At 54.2% G+C, this 18,526-nt stretch carries 18 protein-coding genes; 5 read left to right on the forward strand and 13 right to left on the reverse strand.

Going from position 1 to position 18,526, the window contains the following annotated elements; genetic code table 11:
- Positions 1 to 158: 158 nt before the first annotated feature.
- From ABLU87_RS03340 to osmB, 3 genes are all read left to right on the forward strand, one after another.
- Positions 159 to 341, forward strand: coding sequence for a hypothetical protein (locus ABLU87_RS03340; protein WP_004121231.1), 183 nt, complete (start codon positions 159 to 161; stop codon positions 339 to 341).
- A gap of 70 nt (positions 342 to 411) precedes the next feature.
- Positions 412 to 1,161, forward strand: a complete 750-nt coding sequence (locus ABLU87_RS03345) for a DNA-binding transcriptional regulator YciT (RefSeq protein ID WP_014229018.1) — start codon at positions 412 to 414, stop codon at positions 1,159 to 1,161.
- Positions 1,162 to 1,438: 277 nt separating this feature from the next.
- Complete coding sequence (gene osmB / locus ABLU87_RS03350) at positions 1,439 to 1,657, forward strand: osmotically-inducible lipoprotein OsmB (RefSeq protein WP_004139496.1); 219 nt, start codon at positions 1,439 to 1,441, stop codon at positions 1,655 to 1,657.
- Between the two features lie 97 nt (positions 1,658 to 1,754).
- Here osmB and yciH read toward each other — a convergent pair whose 3' ends face one another.
- The 5 genes from yciH to pgpB form a co-directional block, all read right to left on the reverse strand.
- Positions 1,755 to 2,081 (reverse strand): stress response translation initiation inhibitor YciH, encoded by a 327-nt coding sequence (gene yciH, locus ABLU87_RS03355; RefSeq protein WP_014229017.1) that lies wholly within the window; start codon positions 2,079 to 2,081, stop codon positions 1,755 to 1,757.
- Positions 2,081 to 2,818 carry an orotidine-5'-phosphate decarboxylase gene (gene pyrF, locus ABLU87_RS03360; RefSeq protein ID WP_014229016.1) on the reverse strand — a complete coding sequence of 246 codons (738 nt, stop codon included), beginning with the start codon at positions 2,816 to 2,818 and terminating at the stop codon, positions 2,081 to 2,083. The genes yciH and pyrF overlap by 1 nt, the downstream gene beginning before the upstream one ends.
- 192 nt (positions 2,819 to 3,010) lie before the next feature.
- A complete protein-coding gene (gene lapB, locus ABLU87_RS03365) occupies positions 3,011 to 4,180 on the reverse strand; it encodes a lipopolysaccharide assembly protein LapB (RefSeq protein WP_004850164.1) in 1,170 nt (389 codons plus the stop codon).
- A 6-nt stretch (positions 4,181 to 4,186) separates the two neighbouring features.
- Positions 4,187 to 4,495: a LapA family protein gene (locus ABLU87_RS03370; RefSeq protein ID WP_014229014.1), complete on the reverse strand. Its 309-nt coding sequence runs from the start codon at positions 4,493 to 4,495 to the stop codon at positions 4,187 to 4,189.
- A gap of 135 nt (positions 4,496 to 4,630) precedes the next feature.
- Positions 4,631 to 5,398 carry a phosphatidylglycerophosphatase B gene (pgpB, locus tag ABLU87_RS03375; RefSeq protein WP_004850159.1) on the reverse strand — a complete coding sequence of 256 codons (768 nt, stop codon included), beginning with the start codon at positions 5,396 to 5,398 and terminating at the stop codon, positions 4,631 to 4,633.
- A gap of 162 nt (positions 5,399 to 5,560) precedes the next feature.
- Between pgpB and ribA the strand changes: the two genes are divergently transcribed.
- A complete protein-coding gene (ribA, locus tag ABLU87_RS03380) occupies positions 5,561 to 6,151 on the forward strand; it encodes a GTP cyclohydrolase II (protein ID WP_004121245.1) in 591 nt (196 codons plus the stop codon).
- A 57-nt stretch (positions 6,152 to 6,208) separates the two neighbouring features.
- Here the strand turns inward: ribA and acnA are convergent, their stop codons facing one another.
- The 4 genes from acnA to topA all read right to left on the reverse strand — a co-directional run bounded on the left by acnA (position 6,209) and on the right by topA (position 13,593).
- On the reverse strand, positions 6,209 to 8,881 hold the full coding sequence (gene acnA / locus ABLU87_RS03385) for an aconitate hydratase AcnA (protein WP_004850158.1): 2,673 nt from the start codon (positions 8,879 to 8,881) through the stop codon (positions 6,209 to 6,211).
- A 395-nt stretch (positions 8,882 to 9,276) separates the two neighbouring features.
- On the reverse strand, positions 9,277 to 9,444 hold the full coding sequence (locus tag ABLU87_RS03390; RefSeq protein WP_004121247.1) for a YmiA family putative membrane protein: 168 nt from the start codon (positions 9,442 to 9,444) through the stop codon (positions 9,277 to 9,279).
- Positions 9,445 to 9,689: 245 nt separating this feature from the next.
- A complete protein-coding gene (gene cysB / locus ABLU87_RS03395) occupies positions 9,690 to 10,664 on the reverse strand; it encodes an HTH-type transcriptional regulator CysB (RefSeq protein WP_004121248.1) in 975 nt (324 codons plus the stop codon).
- A 331-nt stretch (positions 10,665 to 10,995) separates the two neighbouring features.
- A complete protein-coding gene (gene topA / locus ABLU87_RS03400) occupies positions 10,996 to 13,593 on the reverse strand; it encodes a type I DNA topoisomerase (protein WP_014229012.1) in 2,598 nt (865 codons plus the stop codon).
- 409 nt (positions 13,594 to 14,002) lie between these two features.
- Here topA and ABLU87_RS03405 point away from each other — a divergent pair, with 409 nt between their 5' ends.
- Complete coding sequence (locus ABLU87_RS03405) at positions 14,003 to 14,254, forward strand: YciN family protein (protein WP_004101388.1); 252 nt, start codon at positions 14,003 to 14,005, stop codon at positions 14,252 to 14,254.
- Positions 14,255 to 14,309: 55 nt separating this feature from the next.
- Here the strand turns inward: ABLU87_RS03405 and sohB are convergent, their stop codons facing one another.
- From sohB to ABLU87_RS03425, 4 genes are all read right to left on the reverse strand, one after another.
- The gene (gene sohB / locus ABLU87_RS03410) at positions 14,310 to 15,356 is read right to left on the reverse strand and encodes a protease SohB (protein WP_004850151.1); all 1,047 of its coding nucleotides are present in this window, start codon (positions 15,354 to 15,356) and stop codon (positions 14,310 to 14,312) included.
- 343 nt (positions 15,357 to 15,699) lie between these two features.
- Positions 15,700 to 16,020 carry a hypothetical protein gene (locus tag ABLU87_RS03415; RefSeq protein ID WP_224373609.1) on the reverse strand — a complete coding sequence of 107 codons (321 nt, stop codon included), beginning with the start codon at positions 16,018 to 16,020 and terminating at the stop codon, positions 15,700 to 15,702.
- A complete protein-coding gene (locus ABLU87_RS03420; RefSeq protein ID WP_348865990.1) occupies positions 16,020 to 16,259 on the reverse strand; it encodes a hypothetical protein in 240 nt (79 codons plus the stop codon). The genes ABLU87_RS03415 and ABLU87_RS03420 overlap by 1 nt, the downstream gene beginning before the upstream one ends.
- Before the next feature lie 107 nt (positions 16,260 to 16,366).
- Entirely contained in the window at positions 16,367 to 18,505 is a 2,139-nt protein-coding gene (locus tag ABLU87_RS03425) for a hypothetical protein (protein ID WP_348868970.1), read from the reverse strand.
- Positions 18,506 to 18,526 lie beyond the last annotated feature (21 nt).

The following is an 18,526-nucleotide window of genomic DNA, read 5'->3' on the forward strand; positions in this document are numbered from 1 at the left end:
CCCTTATATGGAGCCGCATTTTAGCCCTTCCCGTTGTTTTTCTGCGCGTTGCCCACGAATCATTGTAGATGAGTTAGTTTGTGCGTTTTTTTCGCTTCTCTTTTTCATCCGTTTTTAGCATCATTGATTTTATTCACATTTGTAACCAGGATAACGCCATGTCAGATCTGAATGCCCGCCTGCTCGCCCAACGAATCGATACCGTGCTGGATATTCTGGTTGCCGGGGATTATCACTCCGCAATCCATAATCTGGAAATTCTGAAAGCTGAACTGCAGGCGCTTTCCAGCGACGAGCAGGAAAATAAACCCGGTCAGCCTAAAGCGCCGTGGGAAATTTGATAATCTTCATCGTCGCCATCGGCCATCCAGGGCCGATCGCGCCCAAATAGCCCTTAACTGCGAAGTTGCTATGAACGCCCGACAACAAAGTATTTTGCAAATGGTCATCGATAAAGGCCGTATGAGCGTGGCCGATCTCGCGAAGATGACCGGTGTCTCTGAAGTCACCATTCGCCAGGATCTGAATTCACTCGAGAAACAGAGCTACCTGCGGCGTACCCACGGCTTCGCCGTTCCGCTGGATAGTGAAGATGTGGAAACCCGCATGATGACCAACTTCGCCATTAAGCGAGAGCTGGCTGCGCGGGCCGCTACGCTCGTTTCGTCCGGGGAAACGGTGTTTATCGAAAACGGGAGCTGCAACGCCCTGCTCGCCCGTACGCTTGCCGAACGCGGCGATATCACTATCATCACCGTCAGCAGCTATATTGCGCATCTGCTGAAAGAGACGCCCGGAGAAGTCATCCTGCTGGGCGGGATCTATCAAAAGCGCAGTGAAAGTATGGTGGGTCCGCTAACCCGCCAGTTTATTCAGCAGGTCCACTTCAGCAAGGCCTTTATTGGCATTGACGGCTGGCAGGCTGAAACCGGATTTACCGGACGGGATATGATGCGTGCTGACGTGGTCAACGCGGTGCTTGAAAAGGGCTGTGAAGCGATTGTGCTCAGCGATAGCTCGAAATTCAACGTGGTTCATCCCTATCCGCTCGGCCCGATAGGGCGCTTCAATCGCATTATCACCGATGATAATCTCAATGATGCAGTGCGCAACCAGTTAACCCAGTGCGGTTTAGCCGTCGATATCGTTAACCATCCCTGATCCTTATTTCTGCCTTACCGCCGCTTTGCCGGGCTCTCCCCGGCATCGCCCTGGTCTGAGACTTTTCTGACACCTGAATTCAGACTTTTTACCTGCCTGAAAAATTTATAGAAAGTAGAATTAATGTTAGCGATATAACAGGAAGTAACTATCACCTGCGTGAATAGAGCAACACCTGCGCAACTAAAGCTTCATGGAATACCCCCCGGGCTGGCGTAACAAGCTATGCTTAAGGGAAGTTGTATCCATGAATAGATTATTCAGGAGAAAAAAAATGATGACTTCAATGAACAAAAAAATGGCCGCTGTGGTTCTGGCCGTCACTGTTGCAATGTCTCTGAGCGCTTGTTCTAACTGGTCTAAACGCGACCGTAACACCGCTATCGGCGCAGGTGCCGGTGCACTGGGCGGTGCGGTATTAACGGACGGCAGCACCCTGGGTACCCTCGGCGGCGCGGCAGTCGGCGGGATTATCGGCCACCAGGTGGGTAAATAATATTAACCACGAACAATAAAATGAAAGTTTATATTTGCTGACCAGTACACCAGCACAAAAATAAAGGCCACGATATTTATCGTGGCCTTATTATTAATCAACCGCCAGCCAGCTTAACCTTCATGCCTTTGGCTTCCAGAAGCGATTTGAGCAAGTCACGCTTATCGCCCTGAATCTCAATCACGCCATCTTTTACCGCCCCGCCGCAGCCGCATTTCTTTTTCAGCTCGGCAGCCAGCTTAGCCAGCGCGTCGTCACTTTCATCTATTCCGCTAATCAGACACACGCCCTTCCCCTTGCGTCCGCTGGTCTGGCGCTGGATACGTACGATACCGTCCCCTTTCGGACGCGCCTGTACCGCTTTGGGCTCATCAATACGACCGCTGTCCGTTGAATAAACCAGACGACTGTTGGAATCGCTCATCATACCCCCTTATTCAACGATGCGTTGATACCGCGCAGAGTGGCGGCCGGATCGGCAGACTGCGTTACCGGACGACCAATCACCATGTAATCTACCCCCGCCGCCTGCGCCTGTTCCGGCGTCATAATGCGCCGCTGGTCACCCGCGTCGCTACCTTGCGGACGAATGCCAGGCGTCACCAGCTTGAACGCCTGGCCCAGCTCTTGTTTAAAGCGAACCGCCTCCTGCGCCGAACAGACAACGCCATCCAGCCCGCAGCGCTGGGTCAGCGCCGCCAGCTTCGCGGCGTGGTCCGCCGGAGAAAGCGTAATGCCCAGATCCTGCAGATCGCTGGCTTCCATGCTGGTTAACACCGTTACCGCAATTAATAGCGGCGCATCTTTTCCGAAGGGCAGCAGGGCCTCACGTGCGGCGGTCATCATACGCGCGCCGCCGGAGGCATGAACGTTAACCATCCAGACGCCAAGCTCTGCCGCTGCGGCGACCGCACGCGCCGTGGTATTCGGGATATCGTGAAACTTTAGATCGAGGAAAATCTCAAAACCGCGTTGGTGCAGGTCGCGAACAAACTGCGGCCCCAGCAGGGTGAACATCTCTTTACCAACCTTGAGCCGGCAGTCGCGCGGGTCGATACGGTCGACAAACGCCAGCGCTTTATCACGGTTATCATAATCGAGAGCAACGACGATGGGAGAGGATGTGACAACGCGGGAAGAAGATGTAGCAGTAGACGTCATGACCGGACCTTAATTGTTGATGAGCGCCGGTTCGGCGCAAAAAAGGTAAACGGGCAGCATTCTACCTGCGATAAGCCGAAAATAACAGGCTGCATTTCCCTCCCTGCCGGACGCCTTAATAGCCGTAGCCGGAGGAGACGGACATAATAATCCATAAGTATGTTGTAACTAAAGTGCGGCTTTTTTTTAAAATTACTGCCCGTCGAGTCCGCGAATGGGCTTAATGGTTGACCACGACCGGCAGGATGGACAGTGCCAGTACAGCGTATGGGCGGTAAAGCCGCATTTCTGGCAGCGGTAGCGCGGCTTGCTGCGGACCTGCTCGCCCACCATGTGGCGCAGCACGCCCAGGCTCTCCTTCGCGCGCCCCTCTTCGGCTTCATTGATGTGGTAATCGATGAGCTTATGGAAAACGCGCATCGTCGGATGACGCTCCAGCTGGCGAGTCACGTAGTTTTGCGCGGCGTCAACCCCTTCCCGCTGTTCGAGGATCTGCGCCAGCATCAGATCGGCCGTCGCGCCGGTATTTTCCTCCGCGCAGCGGCGCAAAAATGCTTCCCACTCGTCGGTTTTCCCTAACTGCTGGTAACAGGTTTGCAGCATCTCCAGGGTTTCACCCACCAGTTCTTTATCCTGCTCAATCACCCGCTCCAGGCTCTCTACCGCTTTGGCATAGTCGCCCTTCTCCATCCATACCCGACCCATCATGATGGAGACACGAGCGCTGTTGCGATCCGCCGCGGCGCCTTTTTTCAGCAGCGCCATCGCCTTATCCAGATCGTTGCCCGCCATTTGCTGCAGCGCCAGTTCACACCAGAAATTGGCGATTTCGCCGCGATGTTTCTCTTTCCCCAGCTTAACCAGACGCTCGGCCACTTCTATCGCCGACTGCCAGTCGCTGGTTGCCTGATAAATTTGCAGCAGCTGCTGCAGGGCGCTCAGGCGAAAATCCGTTTCATCCACCAGCTGTTTGAACATCCCCTCCGCCCGATCGTAGAGCCCGGCGGCCATATAATCGCGCCCCAGCTGCTGAACCGCCAGCAGGCGCTGGTCGTAAGTCAGCGAGGCGCTTTCCATTAAGCTCTGGTGGATGCGGATAGCGCGGTCAACTTCACCGCGCGAGCGGAACAGGTTGCCCAGCGTCAGATGGGCTTCGACGGTGCCGGTATCCTCTTTCAGCATATCGAGGAACAGATCGACGGCTTTATCCTGCTGATTGCTCAGCAGGAAGTTGACCCCTGTAACGTAGTCACGCGACAGACGGCTCGCATCGTCCTGTTTGGACTGTTGTGCACTTCTGCGCCCCATGTACCAGCCATACGCTGCGGCAACGGGCAAAAGCAGAAACAACAACTCCAGCATAAATGATTATTCCTTCACCGCAGGAACACCGGCTTCCGCAGGCGTAGCGCTGGCTGGCGCGATCTGATGCTCCAGACGCTTAATTTTACGCTCAGCGCGCGCCAAAGAGACGCGAACGCGCAGCCAGAAAAGACCGCAGATCAGCCAGCCGATAGCAAAACCGGCAGCAAAAAGCACGGCCAGCAGCGTCGAAATACGGAACTCACCCTGCGCGAGGAGATAGTTGAACGTGACCACCTGGTCATTCTGCGCGCCCAGCGTCACTGAAATGACGAAGATGGCTAACACCAGTAAGAAAATAAGAAAATATTTCACATGACTTCCCGTTCTGTGGGTTGCGCGAAAAAATCCCGCGTTCAGCCCTATAAAGTACCATTTTCGCCGCAGCGGTGAAATGGAAATGCATGACACCAGTACAGGATATGCGGCCTGACAGGGGTAATATCAACATTATTCCGGCGCTGCCGCCCTTTTTTTAATATCCTGCGCCTCTTCTCCCGGCGGCGATAGCGGGCCGCAGAACCGCTGGGCAAGCCAGGTCGCCAGGGTCACCAGTAGCCAGGAAATCAGCGTTGCGACGATCAGATCCTGCGGCCAGTGCATGCCCAGCGCCAGGCGGCTGCCCATCACCGCCGTCGCCCACGTTAGCAGCAGCGCCAGGGTGACCCAGCGACGCCGCGGCCACAGCAAACCAACGCCGAGCAGCGCCCAGCTGGCAGCGAACATCGTATGGCCAGATGGGAAAGCGAAGCCGGTCTCTTTTTGCCAGTGCTTGCGCAAAAATCCGGGGATTTGCTGCTCTTGCGCCAGCTGCTCATGCACCAGTTTAGCGCGTTCTTTGCGTTTCAACGCGTAGAATTGCGTGACCGGCACCTGCTGCGTCTGCTCCAGCCAGATGACAAAGGGACGAGGCTCCTGGACGCGGCTTTTAATCCACGTCTTCATTCCCTGCCCAACCAGTATCGCTGCGGCCAGAATGAGAAACAGCATTATCGCCGCTCGCAGACGAAAACGCAGGCACCACAGAAACCAGGCGCATAAGATAACGTGCGTAATGATGCCCCATGGCTGCGTCACCGTTTCGGTCACCCAGTACAGCAGCTTCATCGTCCCTGCCGACAGCCCGGGATGCCATTTCCAGCCCGAAATCCAGATCGCAGCAGGCATGATTAATAACAGGGCCGCGCCAACGGCGGTTCGTCTGGCAATCAACAGCATCTCGTCTCCTTATTCATTAACCTCAATATCATAACGGAAAGTAGTTCGTTTGTGCGCTTTGCGCGCAGCTAACCCTACGCAATTAGGAGAACGTCGCGCCATTGTGGCAAAATAGCGGCAAACAGAAGCACAGTCAGGTGCTGATAGAATCTGGAGAATCACATGCAGCTTAAACGTGTGGCAGAAGCCAAACTGCCAACCCCATGGGGCGATTTTCTCATGGTGGGTTTTGAAGAACTGGCAACCGGGCAGGATCACGTCGCGCTGGTATTTGGCGATATTTCGGGGCAATCCCCGGTTCTGGCTCGCGTACACTCTGAGTGTTTAACGGGCGACGCCCTTTTTAGCCTGCGCTGTGATTGCGGATTTCAACTGGAAGCGGCGTTGTCGCATATTGCCGAAGAGGGGCGCGGCATTCTGCTGTATCACCGCCAGGAAGGGCGCAATATCGGTCTGCTGAACAAAATCCGCGCCTACGCGTTACAGGATCAAGGCTATGACACCGTGGAAGCCAACCATCAGCTGGGCTTTGCCGCCGATGAACGCGACTTCACGCTGTGCGCAGATATGTTTAAGCTGCTCAACGTCGACCAGGTACGCCTGTTGACCAACAACCCGAAGAAGGTCGAAATTCTGACTGAAGCGGGAATTAACATTGTGGAACGCGTGCCGCTGATTGTGGGACGCAACCCGAAAAATGCCCACTATCTGGATACTAAGGCTGCCAAAATGGGGCACCTGCTGAGCAAGTAATTCCGTTGAAAAATGAAGGGCCAGCCTGTGCTGGCCCTTTTTATATCAGACGCGGGTTTACAGCATATTGCGGATCACATAGTGCAAAATACCGTCGTTCTGATAGTAGGTCAGCTCAGTCGCGGTATCGATGCGGCAGCGGCAATCAATCACTTCCTGCCGGCCATCAGCGCGCGTCAGCGTGACCGGCACCGTCATACCGGGCTGCAGAGCCTGCAGGTTGCTGATATCTATCCGCTCCTCGCCGCTCAGTCCCAGCGTTTTACGCGTCACCCCCTGCGGGAATTCCAGCGGTAAAATCCCCATCCCAATCAGGTTGGAGCGGTGGATGCGCTCGAAAGACTCGGCAATCACTACCCTAACGCCGAGCAAACGCGGTCCTTTAGCCGCCCAGTCGCGGCTGGAGCCGGAACCGTACTCTTTGCCTGCGATCACCGCCAGCGGCGTGCCCTCCGCTTTGTAGAGCATAGCGGCATCGTAAATAGCGATGGGTTGGCTATCAGGAAGATGACGGGTCATCCCCCCTTCCACGCCGGGGACCATTTCGTTACGAATACGAATATTGGCAAACGTCCCGCGCATCATCACCTCATGGTTGCCGCGACGGGAGCCGTAGGAGTTAAAATCGATGCGTTCGACGCCGTGATTTTGCAGATAACGGCCCGCGGGGCTGTCGGCTTTAATGCTGCCCGCCGGGGAGATATGGTCGGTGGTAACCGAGTCGCCCAACATGGCCAGAATGCGCGCGCCGTGAATATCCTCTACCGGTTTAGGCTCAACGCCCATCTCATCAAAGAACGGCGACAGGCGAATGTAGGTGGAATCATCCTGCCAGTCGTAGGTATCAGAGCGATCCACTTTAATCGCCTTCCACTCGGCTGTCCCTTCAAACACTTCGGCGTACTCTTTACGGAACATCTCCGTTGAGACTTGCTCAACCGCCTGCGCGACTTCGATTCCGCTCGGCCAGATATCCTTCAGATACACCGGCTGACCATCTTTACCCGTCCCTAACGGCTCACGGGTCAGATCGAGATTCATATTCCCCGCCAGGGCGTAGGCAACCACCAGCGGCGGCGACGCCAGCCAGTTGGTTTTTACTAGCGGATGAATACGTCCTTCAAAGTTGCGGTTCCCGGAGAGCACAGCCCCGACGGTCAGATCGCCCTGCTTGATTGCGCGCTCGATCGGGTCCGGCAGCGGTCCGGAGTTACCGATGCAGGTGGTACAGCCATAGCCGACCAGATTGAAGCCCAGTTCATCAAGATACGGCGTCAGCTTTGCGTGGGCCAGATAGTCGGAAACGACCTTCGACCCGGGAGCCAGCGACGCTTTAACCCACGGCTGCGGTTTCAGCCCCCGCTCAACGGCTTTTTTGGCCAGCAAGCCGGCGGCCATCAGGACGCTGGGGTTCGACGTGTTAGTACAGGAGGTAATGGCGGCAATCACCACCGCGCCGTCAGGCAGCGAATACTGCTGTCCGTTCAGCGTGTAGTCAATTGGCCGTTTATCTTTCTGCGCGTGATTAACTTCCAGCTCGGTGCTGGCGGCAAAGGCCTGGGGCACATCGCCGAGCGCTACGCGGTCCTGCGGGCGTTTCGGCCCGGCCAGGCTGGCTTCAACGGTTCCCATATCCAGCGCCAGCGTGCTGGTGAATACCGGTTCATCTCCGGGCTGACGCCACATACCCTGCGCTTTCGCATAGGCCTCTACCAGCGCCACCTGCTCTTCGCTGCGGCCGGTCAGACGCATATAGTCAAGCGTTACCGCATCGATCGGGAAAAAGCCGCAGGTCGCGCCATACTCCGGGGACATATTGGCAATCGTCGCGCGGTCCGCCAGCGGCAGAGAATCGAGGCCATCGCCGTAGAATTCAACAAACTTACCCACAACGCCGTGTTTACGCAGCATTTGGGTGACCGTCAGGACCAGGTCCGTCGCGGTAATGCCTTCGCGCAGCTTGCCGCTCAGCTTGAAGCCAACAACGTCCGGGATCAGCATGGAAACCGGCTGACCGAGCATGGCGGCTTCCGCTTCGATACCGCCGACGCCCCAGCCCAGAACGCCTAAACCGTTAATCATCGTGGTATGGGAATCGGTGCCGACCAGGGTGTCGGGGAAAGCCACCCACTCGCCGTTTTGCTGTTCGCTCCACACCGCCCGGCCAAGGTATTCGAGGTTTACCTGGTGGCAAATACCGGTACCCGGCGGTACTACGCTGAAGCGGCTGAATGCCTGCTGCCCCCAGCGCAAAAAGACGTAGCGCTCATGGTTGCGCTCCATCTCAAGCCGGACGTTCTCTTCAAAAGCATCATCGTCACCAAAACGATCTACGGTGACCGAGTGGTCAATCACCAGGTCGACGGGCGAAAGCGGGTTCACTTTAGCGGTATCGCCGCCCAGGCGTTTGACCGCTTCGCGCATCGCCGCCAGGTCCACCACGGCAGGAACCCCGGTAAAGTCCTGCATCAGGACGCGCGCCGGACGGTAGGCAATCTCCCTGTCGGCATGGGCATGCTTCAGCCATCCGGCCAGGGCATGAATATCTTCGGCGGTCACGGAATCGCCGTCCTGCCAGCGCAGCAGGTTTTCCAGTAGCACTTTGAGCGATTTGGGCAAGCGCGAGAGATCGCCCAGTTGTTTAGCGGCCAGCGGTAAGCTGTAGTAATGCCAGGTTTTATCTTTAACCTGGAGCGTATCCTTACTGGCTGCTCGTAGGGTTGACGACATAGCTCCTCCTTTACCTTAGGGATAGCATCCCCTGATCCTCCTCAGGGTCATTATTAAAGATAACACATCTTTGATGTAACATTTTGATAACAACTCAAATTGCTAAAATAGGCGTAACGCATTAAGACAGGAAATTTGAATAATGAGGGCGGATATATTGAGAAGGATTGAATAAGTCAGGTTTGCGTCGGCGAGCGCGACGTATTAGTACACGAGTACAAAGAAAGACTAATCGCCATTATTCTGGCGATTAGTCCAATAGAGAAAGTTTATCGAGCGAGTCTAAAAAGGGAAAAATTATATCCTCCTTATTACCGCTATTTTATCAGATAGAAATAATTCTCAATAATTCACTTGTCATAAAACTGACATAACCGCTATGACTGGAAGGTGCTCTAGCTTAGTAACCAAACGTTGCAGACAACCAGAGCAATGACGCTCCAGAACATCGCAAGCCCAAGGATAACGGCGCTCCAGGCCTTACTTCTCAAAACTGGATCTATCTCAGTCTTGTCACGTTCCTGTGACATCGCAAACTTCATATAATCGATATCACTAATCATTTTTTCACCACCAATCGCTAAGAATTACTAACCACAGATAAATCTTAATTATGGATTGCCTATTAATCCAGTGAATTCGCTTTTCAGCAGATATCTTTCATCATTAATTTGATCGCGGCAGGTATATTTGCAAATGTGGTACGAGGAGTTAACAAAAATTGTGATTCAGACGAGGTTTAGATATTCCATTTCAGGCCATTATAGGCTTTGGCATCCCCGAGAGGATGCCATTATTTTTTATGTGGTTATTTTTCCGGTAATTTAATATCTTTGAACATCGCTTCAATATCTTCATTTGAGCGCAAAGCAACGGCGGTATCGACCACATCCCGGGTCAGATGCGGCGCAAATCGCTGAATAAAATCATACATATAGCTTCGCAAGAAGGTACTGCGACGGAAACCTATTTTCGTGGTGCTGTGGCTGAAAATACCATTGGCGTCCAGCTTCACCAGGTCCGGGTCGGAAACCGGATCCACCGCCATACTGGCAATTACCCCTACCCCAAGGCCCAGACGCACGTAGGTTTTAATCACATCGGCGTCGGTGGCGGTGAATACGATGCGCGGCGTTAAGCCGGCGCGATTAAAGGCGGTATCCAGCTCGGAGCGACCGGTGAAGCCGAAGGTATAGGTCACCAGCGGATACTGCGCCAGCTCCTCAATCGATACCGACTCTCGCGACGCCAGCGGATGCTCTGGCGTGACGACCACGGAGCGGTTCCAGTGGTAGCACGGCAGCATCACCAAATCATCATAAAGATGAAGCGCTTCGGTCGCGATAGCGAAGTCAGCATTGCCTTTCGACACCGCCTCGGCGATTTGCGTTGGCGACCCCTGATGCATGTGCAAGGAGACGCGGGGATAGCGTTCGATAAAGCCTTTGATAACGCCCGGTAGCGCGTAGCGGGCCTGGGTGTGGGTAGTTGCTACGTACAGCGACCCCTTATCAGGCCAGGTATGCTCACCCGCTACCGATTTGATCGCATCGACCTTCGACAGGACCTCGCGAGCGATGCGTATGATCTCCTGGCCTGCGGGCGTGACCTGGGTCAAATGTTTGCCGCTGCGGGCGAAAATCTGAATTCCCAGCTCATCCTCCAGCATGCGAACCTGCTTGCTGATACCCGGCTGTGAGGTGTACAGGCCTTCGGCCGTGGAGGAGACGTTCAGATTATGGTTAACAACCTCAACGATATAGCGGAGCTGCTGTAGTTTCATGGCTGATATCCGATAGCACGTAAAATAAACCCGCTTAATACATTTTACGCTCAGGTCACTTGGCGGTGGACGGGCTAGCCCGAACCTCCCTGCGACTCGCCGTGTTGGCGCCACAACGTATCCTGATGACGGTGATGTATAAGACGATAAGATAATAAAAAAGGGATTAGCTATAACCACTATATCATTTATATCTACAGTGTATAGATACTAACAAAAAATAATAAGGCGGTTATAAGGAGAGAGGAGGAACAGAGTAATATCTTGGATATCAACAACATGTGATGTCAAAAAAGGGCCGCGGCGCGGCCCTTTTATCAGATGATAGCAGTTACTTCTTTGCTTCAGTCCATTTGCCATCTATATAGAAAGCTGACCAGCCGGTGGCTTTGCCATCTTTCTCTGAGGCAACGTACTGCTGCTTAGTTTTACGGCTAAAACGCACCATCGTTTTGTTGCCTTCCGGATCCTGCTGCGGCGCATCGGCCAGATAGCGCAGCTTCTCCGCCAGGCGGTCGCGGAAGCGGTACAGCTCTTCCACGAGCGGCGCGCGGGTTTCGCGCGATTTCGGGAAGGTGTTGGCAGCCAGGAAGACGCCCGCCGCGCCATCGCGCAGAACAAAGTAAGCGTCCGATTTCTCGCACGGCAGCTCCGGCAGCGGTACCGGATCTTCTTTCGGCGGCGCCACTTCCCCGTTACGCAGGATCTTACGGGTGTTTTTACACTCGTCGTTGGTGCAGGCCATATACTTACCAAAACGCCCCATCTTCAGGTGCATTTCGGAGCCACATTTTTCACACTCAACGATCGGGCCGTCATAGCCCTTGATGCGGAACTCGCCCTCTTCGATCTCGTAGCCATCGCAGGTCGGGTTATTACCGCAGACGTGCAGCTTGCGCTTCGGATCGATGAGGTAGCTGTCCATCGCCGTGCCGCATTTTTTACAGCGGCGTTTAGCGCGCAGCGCGTTGGTTTCAGCGTCATCGCCTTCCAGCACGTTGAGCACTTCGTTTTCCGGCACCAGGTTAATGGTGGTTTTACAGCGCTCTTTCGGCGACAGCGCGTAGCCCGAGCAGCCGAGGAATACGCCGGTGCTGGCGGTACGGATCCCCATCTTGCGCCCGCAGGTTGGGCAGTCGATGGTGGTCAGCACCATTGGGTTCGGCTGCATGCCGCCCTCTTCCGGATCTTTCTCTGCCGTCTGCAGCTGCGAGGTAAAGTCTCCGAAGAAGCTGTCGAGGACCTGCTTCCACTCGGCCTGATGGTTAGCCACCTGGTCGAGGCGGTCTTCCATCTGCGCGGTGAAATCATAGTTCATCAGATCGCGGAAGTTCTCTTCCAGACGATCGGTGACGATTTCGCCCATCTTTTCCGCATAGAAGCGGCGGTTTTCCACCCGCACGTAGCCGCGATCCTGAATGGTCGAAATGATCGAGGCATAGGTGGACGGACGACCGATGCCGCGTTTTTCCAGCTCTTTAACCAGCGAGGCTTCGCTAAAACGCGCCGGCGGCTTGGTAAAGTGCTGCGCAGGGGTCAGCTCGACCAGGCTCAGGCTGTCGCCCTTATTGACCATCGGTAAAGTACGGTCTTCATCGCCTTTACGCAGAGCTGGCATTACTTTGGTCCAGCCGTCAAAGCGCAGCGTACGGCCGCGGGCTTTCAGTTTGAAATCGCCGGCTTTCACCGTCAGCGTGGTGGAGTCGTACTGCGCAGGCGTCATCTGACAGGCGACAAACTGGCGCCAGATCAGCTGATACAGTTTCTGCGCATCAGATTCCATATCTTTTAACGTTTCGGCCAGCACGTTGACGTCGGATGGACGAATCGCCTCGTGCGCTTCCTGCGAGTTTTCTTTGCTGGCGTACTGATTCGCGCTCTCCGGCAGATATTTCTTACCGAAGTTGTCGCCAATGTAGCCGCGCACCATGCTCAGCGCGTCCTGGCTCAGGTTCGTCGAGTCGGTACGCATATAGGTAATGTGGCCCGCTTCGTAGAGACGCTGCGCCATCATCATGGTTTTCTTCACGCCGAAGCCAAGACGCGTGCTGGCGGCCTGCTGCAGCGTGGAGGTGATAAACGGCGCGCCCGGCTTGCTGCTGGTCGGCTTGTCTTCACGCTCCAGCACGCTGTAGCTGGCTTTCTCAAGCAGCGCGACCGCCGCCATGGTTTCATCACGGTTTACCGGACGGAACGGCTTATCGCCGTTATGCGTGACCTGCAGCGGTAACGCATCGCCGCCAGGGGTCGTGGTGCTGGCATCAACTTCCCAGTACTCTTCCGGAACGAACGCTTTAATTTCGCGCTCGCGCTCGACCACCAGACGCACCGCAACCGACTGGACGCGGCCTGCTGACAGACCGCGGGCAATTTTTTTCCACAGCAGTGGAGAGACCATGTAGCCCACCACGCGATCCATAAAACGGCGCGCCTGCTGAGCGTTGACACGGTCAATATTCAGTTCGCCCGGCTTTTCGAAAGCCTGACGAATCGCATTCTTCGTGATCTCGTTGAACACCACGCGGCTATAGCGCTGTTCATCACCGCCGATAACTTCCCGCAGGTGCCATGCGATGGCTTCCCCTTCGCGGTCAAGGTCGGTTGCGAGATAGATGTGGTCAGCTTTTTCCGCCAACTGTTTGAGTTCAGAAACGACCTTTTCTTTACCCGGGAGTATTTCATAGTGCGCATTCCAGTCATGCCACGGGTCCACGCCCATACGGTTGACCAGAGCGCCGCGTTCATCCTTCTTAGGCTTTTTAGCCCCTTTGGTGGAGGTAGAGTCGGCGCTCTTTTTGGAAGCTGAGCCACTGGTCGGCAAATCGCGGATATGACCGACGCTGGACTTAACCACGTAGTCATTACCCAGATACTTATTGATCGTTTTGGCTTTTGCCGGGGACTCAACGATAACGAGAGCTTTACCCATATTCACCTTTACCTAATTTGATTCATCCAGGAATACATCGCACATTGATTCACCATCCACTGGCGACACGTCACAACCTATGTTGCGTCGTTATCGATGGATATCAACCCCTTGCACCGGTTTCGCATCCATAAACCAGATAGCTGAGTTTGCTGGCTTTTTCTCGCCAGGCGACATAGCACGAATAATTTTTGGCCGAATGTCAAGCAAATCTGTTGCCAGATCGCTGAAAGCGTCACACTGTACCTGATAAAATTCGTTACGCAACTTTATTAGCATGCAAAAGCAAATCCCGCCACTAAACTGATGTTTATTAGGCTTCTGCGATTACCCCTGCAAGATCAATGGAAAATTTGCCCCTCGCCGCCGCGCGGCGTAGACTAGCCGCGAAGAAACACAGGAGGCATTTATGCAAGGTACAACCCAACCCATCGATCGCCAGACGCTTCTGGAAAAAGCCAACAAACTCATTCGCGAACATGAAGATACGTTAGCCGGGATCGAGGCCACCGACGTCGTTCAGCGTAACGGCGTGCTGGTGTTCAGCGGCGAGTTCTATCTTGACGAGCAGGGTCTGCCAACGGCGAAGAGTACGGCGGTATTTAATATGTTTAAATACCTCGCACACGAGCTGTCTGATAAGTACCACCTGGCGGATTAACCGCTGCCTGCAGGGCCATGACAACAACGCGAGGCCGAAGCCTCGCGTTGTTTGTTTACATCAGCGGCTTTTGCCCGCGCTGCCACCAGCGCAGCAGAAGTTTATCGGCGCTTTCCGCCGCGCTGCCGGTAAACCGCTCGAGCATTTTCTTACGCTGCTGATAGCGCACGCTGATAACCTCGTGCTTATCCATCAGCCCCAGCAGAAGTTCATCGCTGGTTTCCACCGCGTCCACAAGGCCTTTTTCCAGCGCCTGAACGCCGTACCAGTGTTCACCCGTCGCTACCTGCTCGATATCCAGCCCGGGGCGCATCTGGTGGACAAAATCTTTGAACAGCCGATGAGTATCGTTGAGGTCTTCGCGAAATTTCTGCCGCCCTTCTTCGGTATTTTCACCCAGCATCGTCAGGGTGCGTTTGTACTGCCCGGCCGTATGTAGCTCAATGTCGATATCTTTATTTTTCAGGAAGCGATTGATGTTGGGAATTTGCGCCACAACGCCAATAGAGCCCAGGATAGCAAAGGGTGCACTGACGATTCTGTTCGCCACGCAGGCCATCATATAGCCGCCGCTGGCCGCGACTTTATCGACCGCGACCGTTAGCGGGATCTGCTTGTCGCGCAGGCGCTGCAGCTGCGAAGCCGCCAGGCCGTAACCGTGAACCACGCCGCCTGGGCTTTCAAGGCGAATGACGACCTGGTCGCGCGCTTTTGCCGCCGCCAGAACGGCGGTGATTTCTTCGCGCAGGCTGCTGACTTCATGGGCATCCATACTGCCTTTAAAATCCAGCACCCAAACGCGCGGCTTGACGTCCGGCTCCGGTGTGCCGAGCTTCGCCCGCGCCTTTGACGCCTTTGCTTCCTGCTTGAGCTTTTTCTTTTGCGCTTTATGCCACAGCTTCTGCTGCGGCCCATCGAGCAACGAAACCGCCAGCTCTTCCTTCATCTCCTTATATTGCTCGCTAAGATTGGTGACCCGCAGCTCGCCGCGCTGTTTTTTGCGCTGAGTCAGGTTAACAATAATGGCGACGATAACCGCAATTGCGACAACGATGGTCGCGATTTTGGCCAAAAACAGGCCATATTGAGCAAGTAATTCCACGTTTTCACCTTGTGTAAACCGCTGACGTTGGCGCACAGTGTACATCAGCCGTCGGCGAGAAGTCTTTGTGCTTTGTGTCGCACGCGAGGCGCCTTCCTGTTTTTTTCAGCGACGATGAAATCGTTGCAAGATATTAATTCCGCGAAGAGTTTCCGCTTCGCCGATTGCAATAGCGGGCGCTTTCAGGCATAAAGAGAAAGAAAAACATGAAATAACAATAAACATCAACAAGTTAACAAGAAAGGAGATTAAAAAATACACTGCAATTTACTACATTTCACTACAAATCCAGTCACTATATATCAATTACTTAAGACTCCTTTTTGACCTGTAATCAGACACATCAGACAGGACTTACATCCTGCCTAAGATCGTTAATCGCATGGGTTGCGACTCCGAGCACTTCGACATCATCCAGCGCCTCCCCTTCAATACTCTCTCCCTCCACTGTGATAAACGACTGTCCCATCAGCTTTGCGAATTGCAGTTCGCCCGCGCAACGGATAAGCACAACGCTTCCCTGCGTCACTTTTAACGACAAGTCCAAAACAACATAGCCGCGGTCAGTCTGGATAACCTGCGAGTTAGCGCCGATGTCACACGCAGCGGTTACCGTCAACGCAGACTCGATGTAATCAGCTGCCGGTGATGGAAATGGGCCCATTACATCACCCTCCCCATGTTGCGGAGAATCCACAACCGGTTTTCTGTGTGCTCTGGAGTTTTGTCAGCGAAGCAACTCTGATAACGCTCAATCCAGCGGTTAGCTTCTGACTCTGAGAAATGAATGCCCCGCAGCATCAAACAAGAGATGAAGTCTCGTGTGTGTAGATACTGATAGCCTTTCGAGTTCCGAAGAATTGCCTCCCGAAACGCCTGATTGATGTCTGATTGCCTGAGCATGATCTCCCCTCCCATAAATACTGTTTATATATACAGTAATTTCATTGAGCGAGAAGATCAAGAAAGGTTGCGGCTATCAATTTCCATGACAGCCGCAAGTTTGATTATCAGTTATTATCAATCCAGTACTGCATCCATGCATCAGCCATAATATTGCAGGCAAAGGTATATTCTGAGAATGTCGTTGAAATTTCTGAGAAGAAATCCAGATCCCACAGCTTAATCTGCCCATTGGTATTTGACCCACCGTACTCATCAAAAGCATCCAGCAGGCGCTCAGCTGCTTCGAGGCAGGAGTTATCACCAGAATGCAGGAGAGGGTACAGCATGAATCCAACCGTTGTCGGCTGCCCGCGACGCGATTCGGCTATGCAGTAGTCCACTTCCTTCAGCCCACCGTAACCCGATACAGCATTTAACGCATAGGTTTCCATGTTAAGGACCGATGCCCGTCCCGCTGCTTTGCATCCGATCAGGTAGTTGTTCCAGGCATACACCTGATAATGCAGATAGCGACGCTTCGGAACATTCTCAGTGACATTATCGGTAATAATGTTTTTCACTCCGGCAAAATAGGTTGAGCTGGAAAACTGCCCGTCAACCATATCCATCGCGGCTGTGTAGTTGCCAGACGGATCAATTCCAACTGCCACCGCCATCGCCCAGGAACGGAACGCTGCTGCATAAAAGTTGCTGTTTGCTGAACCAACAGTACCGAATGCCGAATAGCAATCAGCTGCCATATTACCGATAGCCACTTTCAGTTCGGTTTGCTTTTCAGTATCTCCATTCAGCACCGCCAGTTTGTACAGCCACCATAACTGCGGCAGCACCAGTCGTGACGCAAACTGTAGCCCCTTAGAGTCAGCGGCAGCACCCAGATGGATATTACTGATACCACCGTACCATGTAGTTGCCCAGGCGTCGAACTTCGCATAGACCGTATCGAGTGTGCCGATTTTCAGATGCAGCATGCGCACGATGTCACCGGCAATCGTGTTGAACATCCCGTTGCCGTTGTCGGTGCTGGTCGCGTCCAGCGTATTCCAGGCTGCAATACCGCTGACAGTATCCCCCAGACGACTCATCAGTTTCGCCTGCCTGAATCGCGGATAAACCGACTCTCCTGACGCAAACCCCACCGGGGGGTTCAGTTCAATGTCAGACAATGCCGTCGGATCGGTCACTGACTCATTCAGGTTAATACTAAATCCCACTGTCCATGCCCAGTTTTTCGGTGCGCCAAGCGTTGATGCTGATGCGTTCCACGTCCCCGCCGTCCACCCCCCGTCAAAACGGGAATAGGTCGTATTCGTGGTCAGGCCTGCCACAGGCGTACGGTTTCCCAGCGTGGCGGATTCCGCCGAGTCACGGATAGCATCCCCTCCGGCGTAGCGGATAGCGATTGACCGGACAACCGAGTTATCCGTCCACACCGAGTTGTAATCAGCGCGGTACGCCTTTGTCGCTGTGGAGTTCAGCTGGATCCGCGTCACACACGCAAACAGTATATTCGCCGCCAGGGCTGACAGAAGACGAGCGGATGCATCAATCTGTACGTAGCCATTCCTGAAGACCTTCGTCCGGTATGTGTGCTTAATCACCCCAACCGGGAGCGCCACATTTCCGGTCTGGGCACCATTAAAGAAGGTGGTCTCCACTTCGGTAAATAACGGTCCGTCGCTGATAACCTGATAACGGTAATCCGTATATCCCGCCGCGACATACGACCACGCCGTCCCCGTTACGGTCGCATAAAGCTGCTGACAAATGTTGGTATAGGTGATGCTGTCCCGCGTCAGTTTGTATGGCAGCCAGCCTACCACGCTGTCAAAACGTACCTGAGTCCCGTCATCTGCTGTCACCAGAAAACTGGTGGACGATTCTCTTACCGTGCGGCTGTACAGTGAAGCAGACTGCTCTGTCGGGTAGGCTTTAACCACATATTTTTTTGCTGCCCCGGCGGCGAGATTATCCAGAATAAGCAGCTCACCGCTGCGCAGGGAGTCATCGCCCCAGTAACTCAGATTGCGACCCCGGCGCGGGTTGAAATCCGGCTCTCCCGCCCACTGGCATGGATAAACCGTGCCAGCTGCATCCGTCACCACCAGACATCTGTCGTTCGGGACTTCCCCTGCGCCGAACCGGCATTTGATCCTGACCGGGCGTAACCCGGTCGCATAGCCGGTGTTGTTGCGGATCGTGGTTTCATACCGTCTGTATGTTGTCAGTTCATCTGTTGTCATTTTAGGTCCATAGAATGAGCC

The organism is Klebsiella sp. CB_Kp196 (assembly GCF_040061575.1).
Lineage (GTDB): Bacteria > Pseudomonadota > Gammaproteobacteria > Enterobacterales > Enterobacteriaceae > Klebsiella > Klebsiella michiganensis.